Source organism: Sphingomonas sp. GC_Shp_5 (assembly GCF_026540855.1).
Classification (GTDB): Bacteria; Pseudomonadota; Alphaproteobacteria; order Sphingomonadales; family Sphingomonadaceae; genus Sphingomonas.
The window spans coordinates 1-18,097 of the sequence record NZ_JALNUP010000030.1; the positions used below are offsets into that span (position 1 = coordinate 1).

Below are 18,097 nucleotides of genomic sequence, written 5' to 3' on the forward strand. Positions count from 1 at the left end.
CGAGGTGTTGTCGTCGGTCTTGCGGCCCATGCCGAAGCTGAACGACTTGGTCGTCTCGGCACCCGGCGGCGTCACCGGGCGCTCCTGCGCCTCGATGCCGGTGGCGACCACGCTGACGCGGATCTTGCCCTCGAGCTCGGGATTGAACGCCGAACCCCAGATGATGTTGGCATCGGGATCGACCAGGTCGCGGATGTGGTTGGCGGCCTCGTCCACCTCGAGCAGGCGCATGTCGTCGCCACCGGTGATCGAGATGATCACGCCCTTGGCGCCCTGCATGCTGACGCCGTCGAGCAGCGGGTTGGCGATCGCCTTCTGCGCGGCCTCGAGCGCGCGGTTGTCGCCGCTCGCCTCGCCGGTGCCCATCATCGCCTTGCCCATCTCCTGCATCACCGAGCGGACGTCGGCGAAGTCGAGGTTGATCAGGCCGGGCATCACCATCAGGTCGGTGATGCCGCGCACGCCCTGCTGCAGCACCTCGTCGGCCATCTCGAACGCTTCCTTGAAGGTCGTGTTCGCATTGGCGATCAGGAAGAGGTTCTGGTTGGGGATGACGATCAGCGTATCGACATACTTCTGCAGCTCCTCGATGCCGCCGTCGGCGCTCTTGGCGCGGCGGTTGCCCTCGAAGGAGAACGGCTTGGTGACCACACCCACCGTCAGGATGCCCATGTCGCGGGCAGCCTTGGCGATCACCGGCGCGGCGCCGGTGCCAGTGCCGCCGCCCATGCCCGCGGCGATGAAGCACATGTGTGCGCCCTCGAGCCGCTTGGCGAGATCGTCGATCGTCTCTTCAGCCGCCGCGCGGCCGATCTCGGGGCGCGATCCGGCGCCCAGCCCCTGGGTGATCTTGGCGCCGAGCTGGATGCGCTGCGGCGCGATCGAGCTCTTGAGGGCCTGCGCATCGGTGTTCGCCACCAGGAAATCGACCCCCTGGACGTCGGCGCGCATCATGTTGGCGATGGCGTTGCCGCCGGCTCCGCCGACACCGATCACCGCGATACGCGGCGTCAGCTCGTCGACCTCGGGAGTGATGAATTCGATGCTCATGGCCTAAACTTTCTCCGCCCCACCCGGTGATCGACGCCGGGGCTCAATTAACCTTTTGCCTCAATGGGTCGCGCTGTACCACTGAAAACACATGCGCAACGTCACCAAAGTTCAATAATTCGCGCGCGCCGCCTGGATCAACTTTCGCATCATGCCCATGCCCTTCTGCCGATGAACGGTTTGTGGCTGGGCGGCGATGCCGCGCAGGTCGATCGGGTCGGTCGCGGCGTAGAAGGCCAGGCCCGCCAGCGTCGCGAATGCCGGGCCACCATGTGCCTCCGGCAGCGCGGTCAGCCCGCGCGGCCGGCCGATCCGCACCGAGCGGCCGAGCGCCTGCTGCGCATAATCGGCAATGCCCTTCAGCTCGGCGCCGCCGCCGGTCAGCACCACCTGGCGCCCTACCGGCCCTTCGAATTTGAGCTGCGCCAGCGCCTTGCGGATCTCGCCGATCTGATGCTCCAGCCGCTGGCGGACGACGCCGATCAGCTGCGCCTTGGTGATCTGCATCCCGCCATGCTCGTCGTCCTCGGCGGCGATCGGCATCACCGGGATCATCTCGTGATTGTCGCGCGGGGACGCATTGGCCGAGCCGTGGAAGCATTTCATCCGCTCCGCCTGCGCGCGGCGGGTGCCGAAGGCGGAGGCGATGTCGTCGGTGATGTCCTGCCCGCCCATCGCCAGCGAGCACAGGCCGACGAGCATGCCGCCGGCGAACAGCGAGACGTTGGTGATCCCCGCGCCGAGCTCCACCAGCGCGACGCCCAGCTCGCGCTCTTCCTCGCTGAGGCAGGCGAGCCCGGTCGCGACCGGCGAGGCGATGATCGATTTCACCTCGAGGTGCGCCGAGCGCACGCACAGGTCGAGGTTGCGCACCGGCGAGCCGTCGGCGGCGACGACATGGATGTGGACGCCGAGCCGGTCGGCATGCAGCCCGAGCGGCTTCTTGACCCCGGTCAGCCCGTCGAGCGTGTACAGCGCCGGCTGCGCGTGGAGCACCATCCGCCCCTGCGGGTCGATCGAGTTGCGCCCCGCGGCGAGCAGCGCGTCAATGTCCTGCTGCTCGACGCGATGGCCGCCGAGCTCGAACTCGACCTCGGCAACATCGCTGACCAGCCCACCGGCGGAAAAGCCCACCCAGACATTTTCAATATTAATCCCGGCGATCCGCTCGGCCTGCTCGACAGCTTCCCGCACTGCGGCCTCGGTCGCGCCCATGTCGGCGATGTAGCCGCGCTTGACGCCGCGGCTCTCGCGCTGGCCGGTGCCGAGCACGATCAGCTCGCCGCCGTCGCCCTTCTGCGCGATCATCGCCGATACCTTCGACGAGCCGATATCGAGCGCGGTGATCAGTCCTTCCGGTGCTACCTTCGCCATCAGCCTTCAACCCCGGGTTGAGTGTCAGTTGTCGTTGCCGCCGGCGCCGCGCTCTCGCTCGGCGTCGGCATCGCGCGGGCCATGTTAGCACCTGGCTTGCGCGCCACCAACTTTGCCGGATCACGCATGTCGAAGCGGATCCAGCCGCGCCCCAGCAGCGGTCGCGCGCCATCGAGCTCGGCAAACTTGAGCAACGCCGCCGGCGCGCCATCCTCCGGCAACGCCAGCGTCTCGCCGCTGTCGAAGGTGAGGTCCCAGCGCCGGTTGCCGATCCAGGTCGCCGCCTTGACCCGGGGTTTGAGCGCCGGCGCCGCGGCGAGCAGCGTCTGGTAGCCCGGCTCCTGCCGGTCGGCGCCCGGGCCGATCACCAGCGGCAGATCGGGGATCGCGTCGGGCTGCACCGGCTCGAGCAGCACGCCCGCGGCATCGATCAGCGTCAGCTGGCCATTGTCCTGCCACACCGCCGCCGGCGTTCGCTCGACGATGTCGACCAGCAGCGTGTCCGGCAGCCGCCGCGACACATGCGCATCCGCGATCCAGCCATAGCGCAGCAGCTTCTGGCGCACCGATTCGAGATCCACCAGCGGCATCGCGCGGCTCTGCTGGTCGAGCGCGACCGCATAGACGCTCATCCGGTCCATCCGCTTGAGGCCGGTGACCTCGATCTCCTCGACGCGGAACCCGGCGCGCCCCGCACCCTCGGCGATCGCAGTGCCGATCATCCCGGGCACGCCGATCCACGTCACCCCGGCGAGCACCGCCGCAACCGCGACGCCGGTGAAGGTCCAGGTCGCCGCCTTGCGCAACGTTTCCTCGCTCACCGGCATCATGCCGATCAGCCGGTCGAGCACCGATACCTTCTTCACCGGCTGCTTGCGCCGCGGCGCCGGGCGCTTAGGCGGCGGCCCGCGCTTGATGGTGCGGCTCACCCCCGCCGCTCCCGCGCCGCCGCGGCATCCGCCAGCGCCTCGTCGACGATCGCCTGGACCAGGTCGGGATAGCTCATGCCGACATGCTTCGCCTGTTCGGGCACCAGGCTCAAGGGGGTCATGCCCGGCTGGGTGTTGACCTCGAGCAGGAACAGCCCGTCGAGCCCGCGTTCGTCGTCCCAGCGGAAGTCGGAGCGCGACGCGCCCTTGCAGCCGAGCAGCCGATGCGCCTCCAGCGCCACCGACCTGCACGCCTCGGCGATCTCGTCGGGGATCTCGGCGGGGCAGACGTGTTCGGTGAGCCCGTCGGTGTATTTGGCGTCGAAATCGTACCAGCCGTTCTTGGGCTTGAGCTCGGTGACGCCCAGCGCCCGCGTGCCCAGCACCGCCGTGGTCAGTTCGCGGCCGCGGACATAGGGCTCGGCGAGCAGTTCGTCGAACGCCTGCCAGGGGCCTTGCACGTCGCGGCCGATCGGATTGCCGTAATTGCCGTCATCGGTGACGATCGCGACACCCACCGACGAGCCTTCGTTGACGGGCTTCAGCACATAGGGCCGCTGCAGCGGATCGCGTTCGAAGATCTCGGCGGACTTGACGATCCGGCCACCCGGCATCGGCACGCCGTGCGGCACCAGCACCTGCTTAGTCAGCACCTTATCGATCGCCACCACCGAGGTCGCGAGCCCCGAATGGGTGTAGGGGATGCCCATCAGGTCGAGCATGCCCTGGACGCTGCCATCCTCGCCAGGCGTGCCGTGGAGCGCGTTGAAGACGAGATCGGGCTGCGCCGCCGCCAGCGCGCGCGCGACATCGCGGTCCATGTCGATCCGCGTGACGCGATGACCCAGGCTCTCGAGCGCCTCGGCGACGCCTTTGCCCGACAGCAACGATACCTCGCGCTCGGCCGACCAGCCGCCCATCAGCACCACGATGTGAAGGGCCTCAGTCACACGCACACTCCGTCATTCCGCTAAAGTCGTCGTTGCCGCATCCGCAACGCGCACTCACATGCCATCGCGCCGCGCCGGTCACGCCGCCACCCCGATCCGCTGGATTTCCCATTCGAGCTCGACGCCGGACTGCGCCTTGACCCGCGCGCGCACGTCCTCGCCGAGCGCTTCGATGTCCGCCGCGGCAGCGTTGCCCAGGTTGAGCAGGAAGTTACAATGCTTTTCCGAAACCTGCGCCTCGCCGCGGGTCAGCCCCCGGCAGCCGGCGGCATCGATCAGCGCCCACGCCTTGTGCCCGTCGGGATTCTTGAAGGTCGAGCCACCGGTGCGGCTGCGCAGCGGCTGCGAGGCTTCGCGCTCGGCGGCGATCCGGTCCATCTCGGCGCCGATCGTCGCCGGATCGCCCGGCGTCCCCGACAACAGCGCCTCGACCACCACCGCGCCCACCGGCAGGTCGGAGTGACGATAGGTGTAGCCGAGCCGCGCCGCCGGCCAGGTCTCGACCCTGCCCTCGCGCGTCACGACCGTCACCTCGACCAGGATGTCGCTGGTATCGCGGCCATACGCACCCGCGTTCATCCGCACCGCGCCACCGATCGTGCCGGGGATCCCGCGCAGGAATTCGAGTCCCGCAATCCCCGCGTCCCGCGCCGCGCTGGCGACGCTGATCCCCATCGCCGCGCCGCCCGCGCGTACCAGGCCATCGGCGACCGACACCGTGGCCATCGCCTTGGGCAGCCGCACCACCACGCCCGGCACCCCGCCGTCGCGAACGATCAGATTGGAGCCGACGCCCACCGGCAGCACCGGCACGGCGGGATCGAGGTCGCGCAGGAAGGCCGCAAGATCCTCGGCGTCGGCGGGCCGGAACAGCCACTCCGCCGGCCCGCCGGTGCGGAACCAGATGAAATCGGCAAGGCTGCCCTGCGGCTCGACCTTCCCCTTCGCCGCGGGGAGTGTCGCCGCCGCAGCGCTCACGCCGCCACCGGCTGGGCAGCGATCCCGTCCGCGAGCCCCGCCGCCCATTTGGTGATGTCGCCCGCGCCCAGGCACACCACCATGTCGTCGGCGCGCAGCGTGCCCGCCAGCTCGGCCGCAAGCGAGTGCGCATCGGCGACGACCGCCGCCGAGCGGTGCCCGCGCCGCTTCAGTCCCTCGACCAGCGCGTCGGCGGAGACACCCTCCACCGGCGCCTCTCCCGCGGCATAGACCGGCGTCACCAGCACCCGGTCGGCATCGTTGAACGCGGTCTGGAAATCCTCCATCAGGTTGCCGAGCCGCGAGTAGCGATGCGGCTGCACCACCGCGATCACCCGGCCTTGCGCGCCCTCGCGCGCGGCCGCGAGCACCGCGCGGATCTCGACCGGATGATGGCCGTAATCGTCGATGATCGTCGCGCTGCCGCCATCGGCGACGGCGACCTCGCCGACCTTGGTGAAGCGCCGCTTGACCCCGCCGAACTTCGAGAAGCCCTGCTGGATGGTCGCATCGTCGATCCCGAGCTCGAGCGCGACGCCGATCGCGGCGAGCGCGTTCTGGACATTGTGCCGCCCGGGCATCGGCAGCTCGATTCCCTCGATCGATCGTGTCGCGCCGTCGCGGCTGCGCACGATGCACTCGAAGCGATTGCCGCCCGGAATCGGCTGGACGTTGACGCCGCGCACGTCTGCTTGGGCAGAAAAGCCGTAGGTCACCACCCGCCGGTCGCGCACCCGCGGCAGCACGTTCTGCACCTCGGGGTGATCGAGGCACAGCAGCGCCGCGCCATAGAAGGGCACGTTTTCGACGAATTCGACAAACGCGTCCTTCACCGCCTCGAACGAGCCGTAGTGATCGAGATGCTCGGGATCGATGTTGGTGACCACCGCAATCGTGCCGTCGAGCCGCAGGAAGCTGCCGTCGCTCTCGTCGGCCTCGACCACCATCCAGTCGCTCGCGCCGAGCCGGGCGTTCGAGCCGTAGGAGTTGATGATGCCGCCGTTGATCACGGTCGGATCCACCCCGCCGGCGTCGAGCAGCGCCGCGACCATCGACGTCGTCGTGGTCTTGCCGTGCGTCCCGGCCACCGCGACCGTCGACTTGAGCCGCATCAGCTCGGCGAGCATCTCGGCGCGCCGTACCACCGGCACCCGCCGCTCGAGCGCGGCTTCGACCTCGGGGTTGGTGCGCGTGATCGCGGTCGAGACCACCACCACCGCGGCATCGTCGACGTTGCTCGCGGCATGGCCGATCATCACCGGGATGCCCTTGTCGCGCAGCCCCTGCACCACATAGCCCTCGGCGGCATCGGAGCCCTGCACCGTGTAGCCGAGGTTCTTCATCACCTCGGCGATGCCGGACATGCCGATCCCGCCGATGCCGACGAAATGGATCGTGCCGATGTCGGTTGCGACCCCCTTCACGCGAACGCCGCCTTGGTCTGCGCCTTGCCGACCGGCAGCGGCGACGCGGGAGAGTCCAGGCTCTCGACCAGATCGGCGAAATCGCTCACCGCCCGCGGCCGGCCGACGCTCTTGGCGCGGCCTGCGGCATTTTCCAGCGCGGTCGGGTCGAGCCCCAGCTTCTGCATCTGCTTGGCGAGCTCGACCGCGGTGAACTCCGGCTGGGCGATGGTGCGCGCGCCGCCCGCCTGGGTCACCTCGCGCGCGTTAACGGTCTGGTGGTCGTCGGTCGCGCTCGGCAGCGGCACCAGGATCGCGGGGCGCCCGGCGGCGGTCAGCTCGGCGATCGTCGAGGCGCCGGCGCGCGCGATCACCAGATGCGCCCAGGCGAGCTGCTCGGGCATGTCGGGCAGATAGGTGGCGAGCTCGGCGGGGATTTGGTGCTCGGCATATTTCGCCCGCACCGCATCGATATCCTCGATCCGTGCCTGGTGCGTCACCTGCAGCCGGCGGCGAAAGGTGACCGGGAGCATCGCGAGGCCATCGGGCACCACCTGGCTGAGGATGCTCGCGCCCTGGCTGCCGCCGGTGACGAGCACGCGGAAGATGCCGTCTTCCTCGAGCAACGGATAGGGCTTGGCGCGCAGCGCAAGCACCGCCTCGCGCACCGGATTGCCGACGAGATGCGATTTGGCGAAGAACTTCGGCGCCAGCCGCAGCGTCTGGCGATAGGAAGTGGCGATCGCCCCCACCCGGCTCGCGACCAGGCGGTTGACCCGGCCGAGCACCGCATTCTGCTCGTGCACCGCGGTCGGGATGTTGTCGGCGAACGCCGCCATCAGCGCTGGCAATGCCGGATAGCCACCAAAGCCGATCACCGCGGCAGGCTTGAAGGTGCGATACAGTTCGCGCGCCATCGCGCGCCCGCGCAGCATCTCGCGCGCCGCGCTCGGCCAGCCCTGCGGCCGCTTCACCTGGAAGCGCCCCGCCGGCAGCACATGGGTCTGCACGCCGTCGAACAGCTCGGGGAAGCGCACCCCGCGTGCGTCGCTAACCAGCGCCACCCGATGCCCGCGCCGGATCAATTCCCCCGCCAGCGCCGCGGCGGGAACCATGTGCCCCCCGGTGCCGCCGGCGGCGAGAACGTAATGCTTGCTCACTGTGTGCCCCATTTCACCACATACGGGCTGCGCGTCAGGAACGGGTTGCGCCGCGTGAACGCAAGCAGCAGCCCCATGCCGATCGACAGCGCGATCATCGACGAGCCGCCATAGCTGATGAACGGCAGCGTCATCCCCTTGGACGGCGCGAGGCCCGTGTTCACCGCCATGCTCACCAGCGCCTGCGCGCCGAATTGCACGGCAAGGCCAGAGGCGGCAAGCAGCTTGAACTCATCCTGCTCGTCGAGCAGCTTGACGAACACCCGCACGACGATGGCGAGGAACACCAGCGCGACGATCATGCACGCGATCAGCCCGAATTCCTCGCCGATCACCGAGAAGATGTAATCGGTATGCGCTTCGGGCAGCCCGAACTTGGCGACGCCGCCGCCCGGCCCCGTGCCGGTCAGCCCGCCGGCGGTGATCGTCGCATGCGCGGCATTGGTCTGGAAGTGATCGCCCGCGCCCTCGCCATCGATCCCGGGGAACAGGAACGCATCGATCCGCGAGCGCGCCACGCCGTAGAACAGATAGGCGCAGGCGAGCCCGATCGGCACCATCGCGACGATCCCGGCAAGCACCCGCATCGGCGTGCCCGCGATCATCAGCAGCGCCAGCCACACCGTGCAGAAGATCACCGTCTGGCCGAAATCGGGCTGCAGCATCAGCATCACCGCGATCAGCGCGGTCATCGCCCCGGTGATCACCACCGTCGGCAGCTCCTGGTCCTTGGCCTTGAGCGACAGCAGCCAGGCGACCGTGACGATGAAGAAGGGTTTCAGGAACTCCGACGGCTGCAGCTGCGCAAAGCCATAGCCGATCCAGCGCCGCGCGCCGTTGATGCTAGCGCCGACGAACGGCGTCAGCGCCAGCAGCACGACGAGCACGGCCGTGCCGACCAGCGCCAGCCGCCGCGCCAGCGGCACCGGCAGCATCGAGACGCCGAACAACACCGGCAGCGACACGCCCACCCAGATCAGCTGCCGCCAGAAGTAATAGAGCGGCGCGAAATGGCGGTGCTCGCCCGAATAGCGCACCGCGGTCGCGGGGCTCGCCGCCGCCACCGAGACCAGCCCGATCGCGATCAGGAACAGCGTCAGCAGCAGCAGCATCCGGTCGATGTCCCAGAACCAGGTGCCGAGCGGCGACCGATCGCCGCGGCCGCCCCGTCGCCGGACCTTGGCGATCAGCGAATCGCCCTCGATCGTCCCTGCCCGCGCATCGGTCATGCCAGCGCCTCCACCGCGGCGCGGAACGCGTCGCCCCGTTGCTCATAGTCGCGAAACTGGTCGAAACTGGCGCAGGCCGGCGACAGCAGCACCGTGTCGCCCGGCCGGGCGGCGGCGGCGGCATGGCGCACCGCCGCCTCCAGCGTCACCGCCTGCTCGACGACGGGCACCTGCCCGCGGAGCAGCTCGGCGAACCGCGGGCCTGCCTCGCCGATCGTATAAGCGGCGGCGACATGGGAGAAATAAGGCGCGCAGGCGTCGAGATCGTCGCTCTTGGCACGGCCGCCGACGATCCAATGCACCCGCGCGAATGCGCCGAGCGCGGGCGCGGTGCTCTCGGGGTTGGTCGCCTTGCTGTCGTCGACATAGGCGACGCCGGCGATCTCGCCGATCCGCTCCATCCGGTGCGGCAGGCCGGTGAAACTCGCCAGCCCGCGGTCGATGTCGGCTTCGGCGACGCCCAGCGCCTTGGCAACGGCGATCGCCGCCAGCGCGTTCTGGGCGTTGTGCGGGCCCTGCAGCGCCGGCCAGGCACCTTGGAACATGCACACGCCCGGCGCGATCTTGGTGAGATGCTCGCCGCGCGCCGACAGCGTCCGCGCGATCGCCGCCGAGGGTGCGTCGCCGATCCCGATCACCGCGGCGTGATCGGCCGCCTGCATCGCGAACAGCCGCGCCTTGGAGGCGGCATAGCCCTCGAACCCGTCGTAGCGGTCGAGATGGTCGGGGGTGATGTTGAGCAGCACCGCGACATCGCAGTCCAGCGTCTGGGTGAGATCGATCTGGTAGCTCGAGAGCTCGAGCACATAGACCCCGCCCTCGGCGAGCGGCGCCTGGCCGAGGATCGGCAGCCCGATGTTGCCGCCCATCAGCGTCGGCACGCCGGCGCTCTCGAGGATGTGGTGGACCAGCGCTGAGGTGGTCGACTTGCCGTTGGTGCCGGTGATCCCCACCACCTTGTGGGCGGGCAGCTCCGCCCGGGCTTGGGCAAACAGCTCGATGTCGCCGATCACCGGCACCCCGGCGGCCCGCGCCCGCGTCACCACCACATGACCGTCGAGGGGAACGCCCGGCGACACCACCAGCCCGGCCGCGCCGTCGAGCTGCAGCTTCTCGAGGTCGTGGACCATCACGCCGTCGATCCGCCCGGCCCGCTCGCGCGCGCCGGGGTCCGTGTCCCAGGCGACGACATGCGCCCCCGCCGCCGCCAGCGCCTTCGCGGTCGACAGCCCCGATCGGGCGAGCCCGAGCACCGCGTAGCGTTGCCCGCTCCAGGCGCGGCTGGTGATCACCGCAGTTTCAACGTCGAGAGGCCGGCAAGCGCCAGCACCAGGCTGATGATCCAGAAGCGGATCACCACGGTCGGCTCGCTCCAGCCCAGTTGCTCGAAATGATGGTGGATCGGCGCCATGCGGAACACCCTCTTGCCGGTGCGCTTGTAGAAGAACACCTGGATGATCACCGACAAGGCCTCGACCACGAACAGGCCGCCGATGATCCCGAGCACGATCTCATGGTGCGCGACCACCGAGATCGTGCCAAGCGCGCCGCCAAGCGCGAGGCTGCCGGTGTCGCCCATGAACACCGCCGCCGGCGGCGCGTTGAACCACAGGAAGGCGAGTCCCGCGCCGATCACCGCGCCGCAGAAGATCGCCAGCTCGCCCGCGCCCGGCACGTGCGGAATGCCGAGGTAGGTCGCGAACTTGGCGTTGCCGGCGAGATAGGCGATCAGCATGAAGGCGACGCTGGCGATGATCACCGGCATCGTCGCGAGGCCGTCGAGCCCGTCGGTGAGGTTCACCGCATTGCCGAAGGCGACGATCGTGAACGCGCCGAAGATCGGGAAGGCATAGCCGAGGTTGAGGTAGACGCCGTCGGTGAAGGGCAGGAACAGGTGCGGCCCGTTCTGGCCCATGATGATCCACGAGGCGATCCCGGCGATGGCGAACTCCAGCAGCAGCCGCACCCGCCCGGGCACGCCGGCGGTGCTCGCCTTCTTCACCTTGTCGTAATCGTCGAGGAAGCCGATCGCGCCAAAGCCGAGGGTCACGAACAGGCATGCCCACACATAGGGGTTGCTGAGGTCCATCCAGATCAGGATCGCCAGCACCATCGAGGTGAGGATCATCAGCCCGCCCATCGTCGGCGTGCCACGCTTGGCGAGATGGGTCTGCGGCCCGTCGGCGCGGATCGGCTGACCCTTGCCCTGGCGCACCCGAAGCCAGCCGATGAACTTGGGGCCGATGATCAGCCCGATCAGCAGCGCGGTCGCCACCGCCGCGCCCGAGCGAAAGGACTGGTAGCGGATGAGGTTTAGCACATGGGGGAAACCCAGATGCGCGGCGATCCAATATAGCATCTACGTCGTTCCGCCCTTGAGCCCCGCGATGACGCGCGACAGCCCCACCCCATTCGATCCCTTGACGAGCACCGCGTCTCCCGGGCCGAGCAGCCCCCGGATCCGGGCCAGCGCCGTCGCAGCATCGGGCACATGGACGACATTGATTCGATGCTCAAGCGTTTCGGCCAGCGGCGCCATCGCTTCACCGACCAGCACTGCCGTCTCGACGCGCGCGGCGAGGATCGGCTCGGCGAGGCCCGCATGATAATCGGCCGAGGCAGCACCGAGCTCGCGCATCTCGCCGAGCACCGCGAGGTGCCGGCCCGGCTCGGCGCCGAGCACCGCCAGCGTTGCGCGCATCGACGAGGGATTGGCGTTGTAGCTTTCGTCGATCACCAGTGCCTCGCCACCGGTGCCCTCGTTCCCGGCAGGCACGGTGAACCGCGCGCCGCGCCCGGCGAGCCCGCCGAGATCGGCGAGCGCCAGCCCGGCGAGGCCGAGATCGCCGCCCGCGGCGTCTACCGCCGCGATCACCGCCAGCGCGTTGGACACCCAGTGCATCCCCGGCTGCGACAGCGTGAAGGAGAGCTCGCGCTCGCCCACCCGCGCGGTGACGAACGAGGCCCCGCTCGGCAGCCGCATCGACTCGAGCGCCCGCACGTCGGCGCCCTTGTCGAGCCCGAAGGTGACGATCCGGCCGGCATGCGGCGTCGCCGCGGCGATCAGCCGGTCGCGATGCGGGCTGTCGAAGGGAACGATCGCGACCCCGCCGGGCTCGAGGCCCTGGAAGATCTCGCCCTTGGCATCGGCGATCGCGCTCTCGTCGGGAAAGAAGGCCGTATGCGCCGGCGCGATCGCGGTGATGATCGCGATGTGCGGGCGCACCAGCCGGGTCAGCGCCGCCAGCTCGCCGGCGTGGTTCATCCCCATCTCGAACACGCCAAACCGCGCGGTCCGCGGCATCCGGGCGAGGCTCAGCGGCACGCCGGTGTGATTGTTGTAGCTCTTGACCGAGCGGTGCACCTCGCCCGGCGCGCCGCGATCGAGCGCCGCGAACAATGCCTCCTTGGCGCTGGTCTTGCCGACCGAACCGGTGACGCCGATGATCCGCGCCGTGCTGCGCGCCCGGCTCGCCCGGCCGAGATCGTTGAGCGCCGCAAACGTATCGGCGACGCGGACGTGCGGGTGCCCGGTGGCGGCGCTGGCGATCGCGCCCGCGGCGCCCTGGGCGAACGCGCCGTCGAGGAAGCGATGGCCATCGGTGCTCTCGCCGGTCAGCGCCACGAACAGGTCGCCCGGGCCGACCTCGCGGCTGTCGAAGGCGACCCCGGCGACCGCGAAGTCGGCCGAGGCGTTGCCGTTCGTCGCCGTCGCGATCTCGGCGGCGGTCCACAAGGTCATGCGGTAACATCCAGACGGGGGGCTGCGCTCACGCCGCATACTCCCGCGCGACCGATACATCGTCAAACGGCAACACCAGATCGCCGACGATCTGCCCCTGCTCGTGCCCCTTGCCCGCGATCAGCACGATGTCCTCCGGCCCCGCCTCGCCGACCGCCGCCGCGATCGCCGCGCGCCGGTCGCCGATCTCGCGGGCGCCGATCGCGCCGGCCAGCACGTCGGCGCGGATCGCCGCGGCATCCTCGCTGCGCGGGTTGTCGTCGGTGACGATCACCACGTCTGCCAGCGCCACCGCGGCGGCGCCCATCGGCTCGCGTTTGCCCTGGTCGCGGTCGCCGCCGGCGCCGAACGCGACGATCAGCCGCCCGCCGACATGCGGCCGCAGCGCCGCGATCGCCGCCTCCAGCGCATCGGGGGTGTGGGCATAATCGACATAGACCGGCGCACCGCTGCGCGCGATCGCCGCGCGCTCCAGCCGCCCGCGCACCGGCTGCAGCCGCGCGAGATTGGCGATCGTGCCGGCGACATCGCCGCCGGTGGCGATCACCAGCCCGGCCGCGACCAGCGCGTTGGCGGCCTGATAGGCGCCGATCAGCGGCAGGTTGACGCGATAGCGCTGCCCCTCCGCCTCGATCGTCAGCCCCTGGCCGAGCAGCGTCGGCTCGCGCTCGACCAGCCGCAGCGTCTGGCCACGCTCGCCGACGGTGAGCAGCCGGTTGCCGCGCTCATGGGCAAGATCGATCACCCTCGGCGAACGCTCGTCGTCCGCCCACACTACAGCGGCGCCATCCAGGCTCAGCACCTCGGAGAACAGCCGCACCTTGGCGGTGAAATAGGCGGCCATGTCGCCGTGATAGTCGAGATGGTCGCGGCTGAGATTGGTGAACCCCGCCGCCGATACCTTGAGCCCTTCGGTACGATATTGCGTCAGCCCGTGGCTCGAGGCCTCGAAGGCGAGATGCGTCACGCCCTCGCGCGCGAGCCCCGCGACGTTGGAAAGGAAGGTGATGACATCGGGCGTGGTCAACCCGGTGGTGACCTGCTCGTCGGCGGTCGTGACGCCCAGCGTACCGATCGAGGCGGCATGATGCCCCGCCATCCGCCACAATTGCCGCGTCATCTCGACGGTCGAGGTCTTGCCGTTGGTCCCGGTAACGGCAACCGCGATCGCCGGGAACGGCGCGAAATAGGCTGCGGCGAGCTGCGCGAACGTCTCGCGCGGGTTGTCGGCGGGGATCGCCACCGCGCCCTCCACCGCGACGCCCGGCCGCGTCACCACCGCGATCGCGCCGGCCCGCACCGCCTCGGCGATATAGTCCTCGCCATTGACCCGCGCGCCCTGAAAGGCACCGAAGATCGTCCCGGGAGCGACCTTGCGATGATCGATCGCAAAGCCGGTCACGGTCGCCTGCCCTCCCACGTCGCTGGCGGCGTCGACCAACGCGCCGAGCTTCATCGCGCCGGCCTCAATGGCCGTCCACCGGGGTTTCGCCGGGCGCCTGCCACAGCAACGGGGTGATGTCGGAGACATCGATGTCGCGCCGGGCATCGGGCACCACGCCCAGCGTCGCGCCGATCCGCGAGATGGTCCGGCCGACCACCGGGGCGGCATTCCATGCGGCGGTCTTCCACCCACCCGTCTCCTTGGTACCCTGCGGCGAATCGAGCATCGCCAGCACCACATAGCGCGGTGCGTCCATCGGGAAAGCCGCGGCAAAGGTCGCGACGTTGCGCGAATGGTCATAGCCGCCCGCCACCGCAGCCTCGGCGGTGCCGGTTTTGCCGCCGACGCGATAGCCCGGCGCATCGCCCTTGCGGCCGGTGCCGCGCAGCACGATCAGCCGCAGCATCTGCCGCATCCGCGCGCTGGTGCCCTCGCTGATCACCCGCCGCCCTTGCGCGGCATGGCCCGGCTCCACCTTCATCAGCGTCGCCGGCCGCCAGATCCCGCCGTTGACCAGCGCGGCATAGGCGCTGGCGAGATGCAGCGGCGTCACCGCGATGCCATGGCCGTAGGCGGTGGTCATCGTCGTCGTCCGCGCCCAATAGGTCGGCCACAGCGGCCGGCCCTTCTCGCGCAGCTCGATATCGGGCTTGGTGTCGAAGCCGAGCTTGCGGAACATCGTCTGCATCCGCTCCGGCCCCACCTCGTCCGCCACCCGCGCGGTGGCGATGTTGGACGAATAGATCAGCGTCTCGGGCATGTTCAGCCAGCGCTTGGGGTCGCCGCGCTCGTCGTGAATGGTGAAGCCGCCCACCTTGAGCGGATGAGTCGCGTCGAACCGGCGCGCGAGCGAGGTGACAACGCCGGTGTCCATCGCCGTCGCCATGGTGATCGGCTTGAAGGTCGATCCCAGCTCGAACACGCTCTGGGTGGTGATGTTGCGCAGCTCGTTGACGCCGGACTTGCCGACGCGATTGGGGTTGAACGTCGGCAGCGACACCATCGCCAGCACCTCGCCGGTGTGGACGTCGAGCACGATGCCGCCGCCACCGCGCGCCTGGAAGGTGCCCATCGCGCGGCCGAGCTCGCTTTCCATCGCCGCCTGCACCCGGGTGTCGATCGACAGCGCGATCGGCTTGCCTGCCTGCGCCGGATCGAGCAACCGCTCGTCGAGCACCCGCTCCATCCCGCTCATGCCGTGGCCATCGGTGGAGAGGAAGCCGAGCGCATGGGCGGCGAGCGTCGCCTCGGGGTAGAGCCGCTGGGTCTCGCGCGCGAACACGATCGCCGGCTCGCCGATCGCATTGACCTGCTCCACCAGCGCCGGCGAGGCGCGGCGCTGCAGATAGGCAAAGCTCGCGCTGCGGGTCAGCTGGCCGTAGAACCACGCCTGGTCGCCGCGATCGGGCATCAGCGCAGCGAGCTTGGCGGCGATCTCCATCTTGTCGCCGATGATCTTCTTGGGGTGGACCGCGATCGTCCAGGCATCGATCGTCCTCGCGAGCGGCGCGCCGTTGCGATCGACGATATCGCCGCGCGCCTCCAGCGTCGCCACGCGCTCCTTGGCCTCCTCCCCCGAGAAGGCCGCCAGCATCGCCAGCCGGCCGATCACCACCAGGATCGCCGCCGCGAACAGCAGCATCAGCATCATCAGGCGGGTGTGCGACGTCGCCACCAGCGCATGACGCTGAGTGGCGCTACGGCGCTGGGCAATCGGTCGGGCGACGAGCGCGGTCACCGCAAGCGCCGCTCCGCGCGCGCACCGATGAGGATGTCGCCGAGGGTGGTGTCGGAGAGCAGCTTGTTGTCGAGCATCGCCACCGCCTGCGGGCGCACCTTGGCGACCGCGGCGGCGCCACGCGCGGCCTCGTTGAGCTTGGCGAGCATCGGCGCGCTCTTCTCCATCGCCACCGCCTTGATCACCGCCGGCTTGGCCTTGGGCATCGCCGCGGCGACCTGCAGCAGCGCCGGCTGCGGCGCGGCGGTCGGCAGCGGCACGGCGGCCGCGGTCGGCAGCGACGGCACCACCAGCGCTGCGGTCTGCAGGCCCGCGGGGCCGGTCTGGGTCACGTCGAGGCTGGCGAGGGCCGCCTCGCTGGAGACGAACTGGTCGGCGGTGGGCGACGCCAGCGCCAGCGTCTCGCCATTCCACTTCTCGAGCTGGACGAGGTTGGCCCGCGTATCGAACTCGGTCTCGAGCGCGCGAATGTCGCGCTGCGCCGAGGCGATCTTGTCGTTGACGCCTTCCAGCTTCTTGCGCTCCGCCGCGACCTGCAGCGACACGAGATAGAAGCCGAGCACGATCACGACGCACCCGCCGAACCAGCCCACTCCCCTCAACCGATACGCCGCGGTCATATGCTCACCTCCGTTGTGCCCCGATGGACCGGGTCCTGATCGGACCAGGCCGGCGCTGCCGTCCGCAGCGCCATCCGTAACGTCGCCGAGCGGCTGCGCGGGTTGCGCGCCAGCTCGGCCTCGCCGGCGCGCACCGCGCGGCCGACATCCTCGAAACTCGGTGCCGCCGCGGCAATCGCCTGCGGCAGATGACGGGAACCTGAAGGGGTGTTGCCGGAGCGCTCGCGCAGAAAGCGCTTCACCAGCCGGTCCTCGAGGCTGTGGAAGGTCACCACCGCGAGCCGCCCGCCGGGCTTCAGCACCCGCTCCGCCGCCGCTAGGCCGTCGGCCAGCTCGCCGAGCTCGCGATTGATGTGGATGCGGATCGCCTGGAAGGTCCGCGTCGCCGGGTCCTTCTTGTCGTGAGGCTTGTAGCCGAGCGCCTTGCGTACCACCCGGGCGAGCTCCGCGGTCCGCGTCAGCGGCCGCGCCGCGACGATCGCACGTGCCACCCGGCGCGACTTGGGCTCGTCACCATAATGATAGATGACGTCGGCGATCTCGGCCTCGTCGGCCTCGTTGAGGAAATCGGCCGCGCTCATCCCCGCCTGGCTCATCCGCATGTCGAGCGGCCCGTCGGACTGGAACGAGAAGCCGCGCTCGGCCTGGTCGAGCTGCATCGACGACACACCGATATCCATGGTCACGCCGTCGACCCGCTCGGCCAGCGCGGCTTCCATCCCGGAAAAGTCGCTGTGAACCAGCGTCAGCCCGTCGAGCCCCGCAGCCTCGCCGGCGGCGATCGCATCGGGATCGCGATCGAATGCGATCACCCGCGCGCCGCACCCGAGCATCGCACGGGTGTAGCCGCCGGCGCCGAACGTCGCGTCGACCATCGTCTCGCCCGGGGCGGGAGCAAGCGCGGCGAGCACCTCGTCGAGCAGCACGGGGATGTGCGGGGCGCCAGTCTGTTCGGGGCTCACAGCGTGATCCCCTTTTCCTGGCAGTAATAATGGCAAGCCGCGACCATCTGCCGTGAGATGCCGGGGGTGGAGATCAGCGTCTTGGGATCCCAGATCTCGATATAGTCGAGCGTTCCCCAGAAGAAGGCGTTGCTGCCGATGTTGGCATAGAAGCGCGGGAAGCCCGGCATCACGAATCGGCCGGAGCCGTCGAACGGCACCGCTTCGCCATTGGCACCGCCGCGCTTGATGTTGTGGTCGATCTTGCCGTCGGCCCCGCGCGACAGCGCAACGCGCTCGTTCAGCTCGCGCTTGAGCTCGGCGAGATAGGCGGGGTCATAGGCGATCAGGCAGGGCTGATCCTCATGGGTCGCGATGATGACGGTGCCGCCATCCTTGCCATCGGCCCGCGGGCTGTTGTCGGCAAGCGTACCACGGAGCGCGTTGGGAATGGCCACCCGGCCCTTGTCGTCGACAAGAGCAAGACCATGTCCCTGATAGTCGCCCCTTTCTGCCACGCCCGTCTCACACCCTGGCGC

At 69.7% G+C, this 18,097-nt stretch carries 16 protein-coding genes; all 16 read right to left on the reverse strand.

Going from position 1 to position 18,097, the window contains the following annotated elements; genetic code table 11:
• The coding region (gene ftsZ, locus OXR60_RS17715; RefSeq protein ID WP_267397292.1) for a cell division protein FtsZ at positions 1-1,050 on the reverse strand (1,050 nt) is incomplete at its 3' end.
• A 111-nt stretch (positions 1,051-1,161) separates the two neighbouring features.
• On the reverse strand, positions 1,162-2,424 hold the full coding sequence (gene ftsA / locus OXR60_RS17720) for a cell division protein FtsA (protein WP_267397293.1): 1,263 nt from the start codon (positions 2,422-2,424) through the stop codon (positions 1,162-1,164).
• A complete protein-coding gene (locus OXR60_RS17725) occupies positions 2,424-3,353 on the reverse strand; it encodes a cell division protein FtsQ/DivIB (protein WP_267397294.1) in 930 nt (309 codons plus the stop codon). Before OXR60_RS17725 ends, ftsA begins: the two co-directional genes overlap by 1 nt.
• A complete protein-coding gene (locus OXR60_RS17730; protein ID WP_267397295.1) occupies positions 3,350-4,303 on the reverse strand; it encodes a D-alanine--D-alanine ligase in 954 nt (317 codons plus the stop codon). Before OXR60_RS17730 ends, OXR60_RS17725 begins: the two co-directional genes overlap by 4 nt.
• A 78-nt stretch (positions 4,304-4,381) precedes the next feature.
• Complete coding sequence (gene murB, locus OXR60_RS17735) at positions 4,382-5,281, reverse strand: UDP-N-acetylmuramate dehydrogenase (protein ID WP_267397296.1); 900 nt, start codon at positions 5,279-5,281, stop codon at positions 4,382-4,384.
• A complete protein-coding gene (murC, locus tag OXR60_RS17740) occupies positions 5,278-6,705 on the reverse strand; it encodes a UDP-N-acetylmuramate--L-alanine ligase (protein ID WP_267397297.1) in 1,428 nt (475 codons plus the stop codon). The genes murB and murC overlap by 4 nt, the downstream gene beginning before the upstream one ends.
• The gene (gene murG / locus OXR60_RS17745; protein WP_267397298.1) at positions 6,702-7,856 is read right to left on the reverse strand and encodes an undecaprenyldiphospho-muramoylpentapeptide beta-N-acetylglucosaminyltransferase; all 1,155 of its coding nucleotides are present in this window, start codon (positions 7,854-7,856) and stop codon (positions 6,702-6,704) included. Before murG ends, murC begins: the two co-directional genes overlap by 4 nt.
• A complete protein-coding gene (locus OXR60_RS17750) occupies positions 7,841-9,073 on the reverse strand; it encodes a putative peptidoglycan glycosyltransferase FtsW (RefSeq protein WP_267397299.1) in 1,233 nt (410 codons plus the stop codon). Before OXR60_RS17750 ends, murG begins: the two co-directional genes overlap by 16 nt.
• On the reverse strand, positions 9,070-10,365 hold the full coding sequence (murD, locus tag OXR60_RS17755; protein WP_267397300.1) for a UDP-N-acetylmuramoyl-L-alanine--D-glutamate ligase: 1,296 nt from the start codon (positions 10,363-10,365) through the stop codon (positions 9,070-9,072). Before murD ends, OXR60_RS17750 begins: the two co-directional genes overlap by 4 nt.
• Positions 10,362-11,432 carry a phospho-N-acetylmuramoyl-pentapeptide-transferase gene (gene mraY / locus OXR60_RS17760; protein ID WP_267397301.1) on the reverse strand — a complete coding sequence of 357 codons (1,071 nt, stop codon included), beginning with the start codon at positions 11,430-11,432 and terminating at the stop codon, positions 10,362-10,364. The genes murD and mraY overlap by 4 nt, the downstream gene beginning before the upstream one ends.
• A complete protein-coding gene (gene murF, locus OXR60_RS17765; protein ID WP_267397303.1) occupies positions 11,433-12,815 on the reverse strand; it encodes a UDP-N-acetylmuramoyl-tripeptide--D-alanyl-D-alanine ligase in 1,383 nt (460 codons plus the stop codon).
• 28 nt (positions 12,816-12,843) lie between these two features.
• Positions 12,844-14,271, reverse strand: a complete 1,428-nt coding sequence (locus tag OXR60_RS17770) for a UDP-N-acetylmuramoyl-L-alanyl-D-glutamate--2,6-diaminopimelate ligase (RefSeq protein ID WP_267397305.1) — start codon at positions 14,269-14,271, stop codon at positions 12,844-12,846.
• A 10-nt stretch (positions 14,272-14,281) separates the two neighbouring features.
• A complete protein-coding gene (locus OXR60_RS17775; RefSeq protein ID WP_267397307.1) occupies positions 14,282-15,997 on the reverse strand; it encodes a penicillin-binding protein 2 in 1,716 nt (571 codons plus the stop codon).
• Positions 15,994-16,617, reverse strand: a complete 624-nt coding sequence (locus OXR60_RS17780) for a hypothetical protein (RefSeq protein WP_267397309.1) — start codon at positions 16,615-16,617, stop codon at positions 15,994-15,996. Before OXR60_RS17780 ends, OXR60_RS17775 begins: the two co-directional genes overlap by 4 nt.
• Positions 16,614-17,579, reverse strand: a complete 966-nt coding sequence (rsmH, locus tag OXR60_RS17785; protein ID WP_267397311.1) for a 16S rRNA (cytosine(1402)-N(4))-methyltransferase RsmH — start codon at positions 17,577-17,579, stop codon at positions 16,614-16,616. Before rsmH ends, OXR60_RS17780 begins: the two co-directional genes overlap by 4 nt.
• Positions 17,576-18,076: a division/cell wall cluster transcriptional repressor MraZ gene (locus OXR60_RS17790; RefSeq protein WP_267397312.1), complete on the reverse strand. Its 501-nt coding sequence runs from the start codon at positions 18,074-18,076 to the stop codon at positions 17,576-17,578. The genes rsmH and OXR60_RS17790 overlap by 4 nt, the downstream gene beginning before the upstream one ends.
• Between the last annotated feature and the right edge of the window lie 21 nt (positions 18,077-18,097).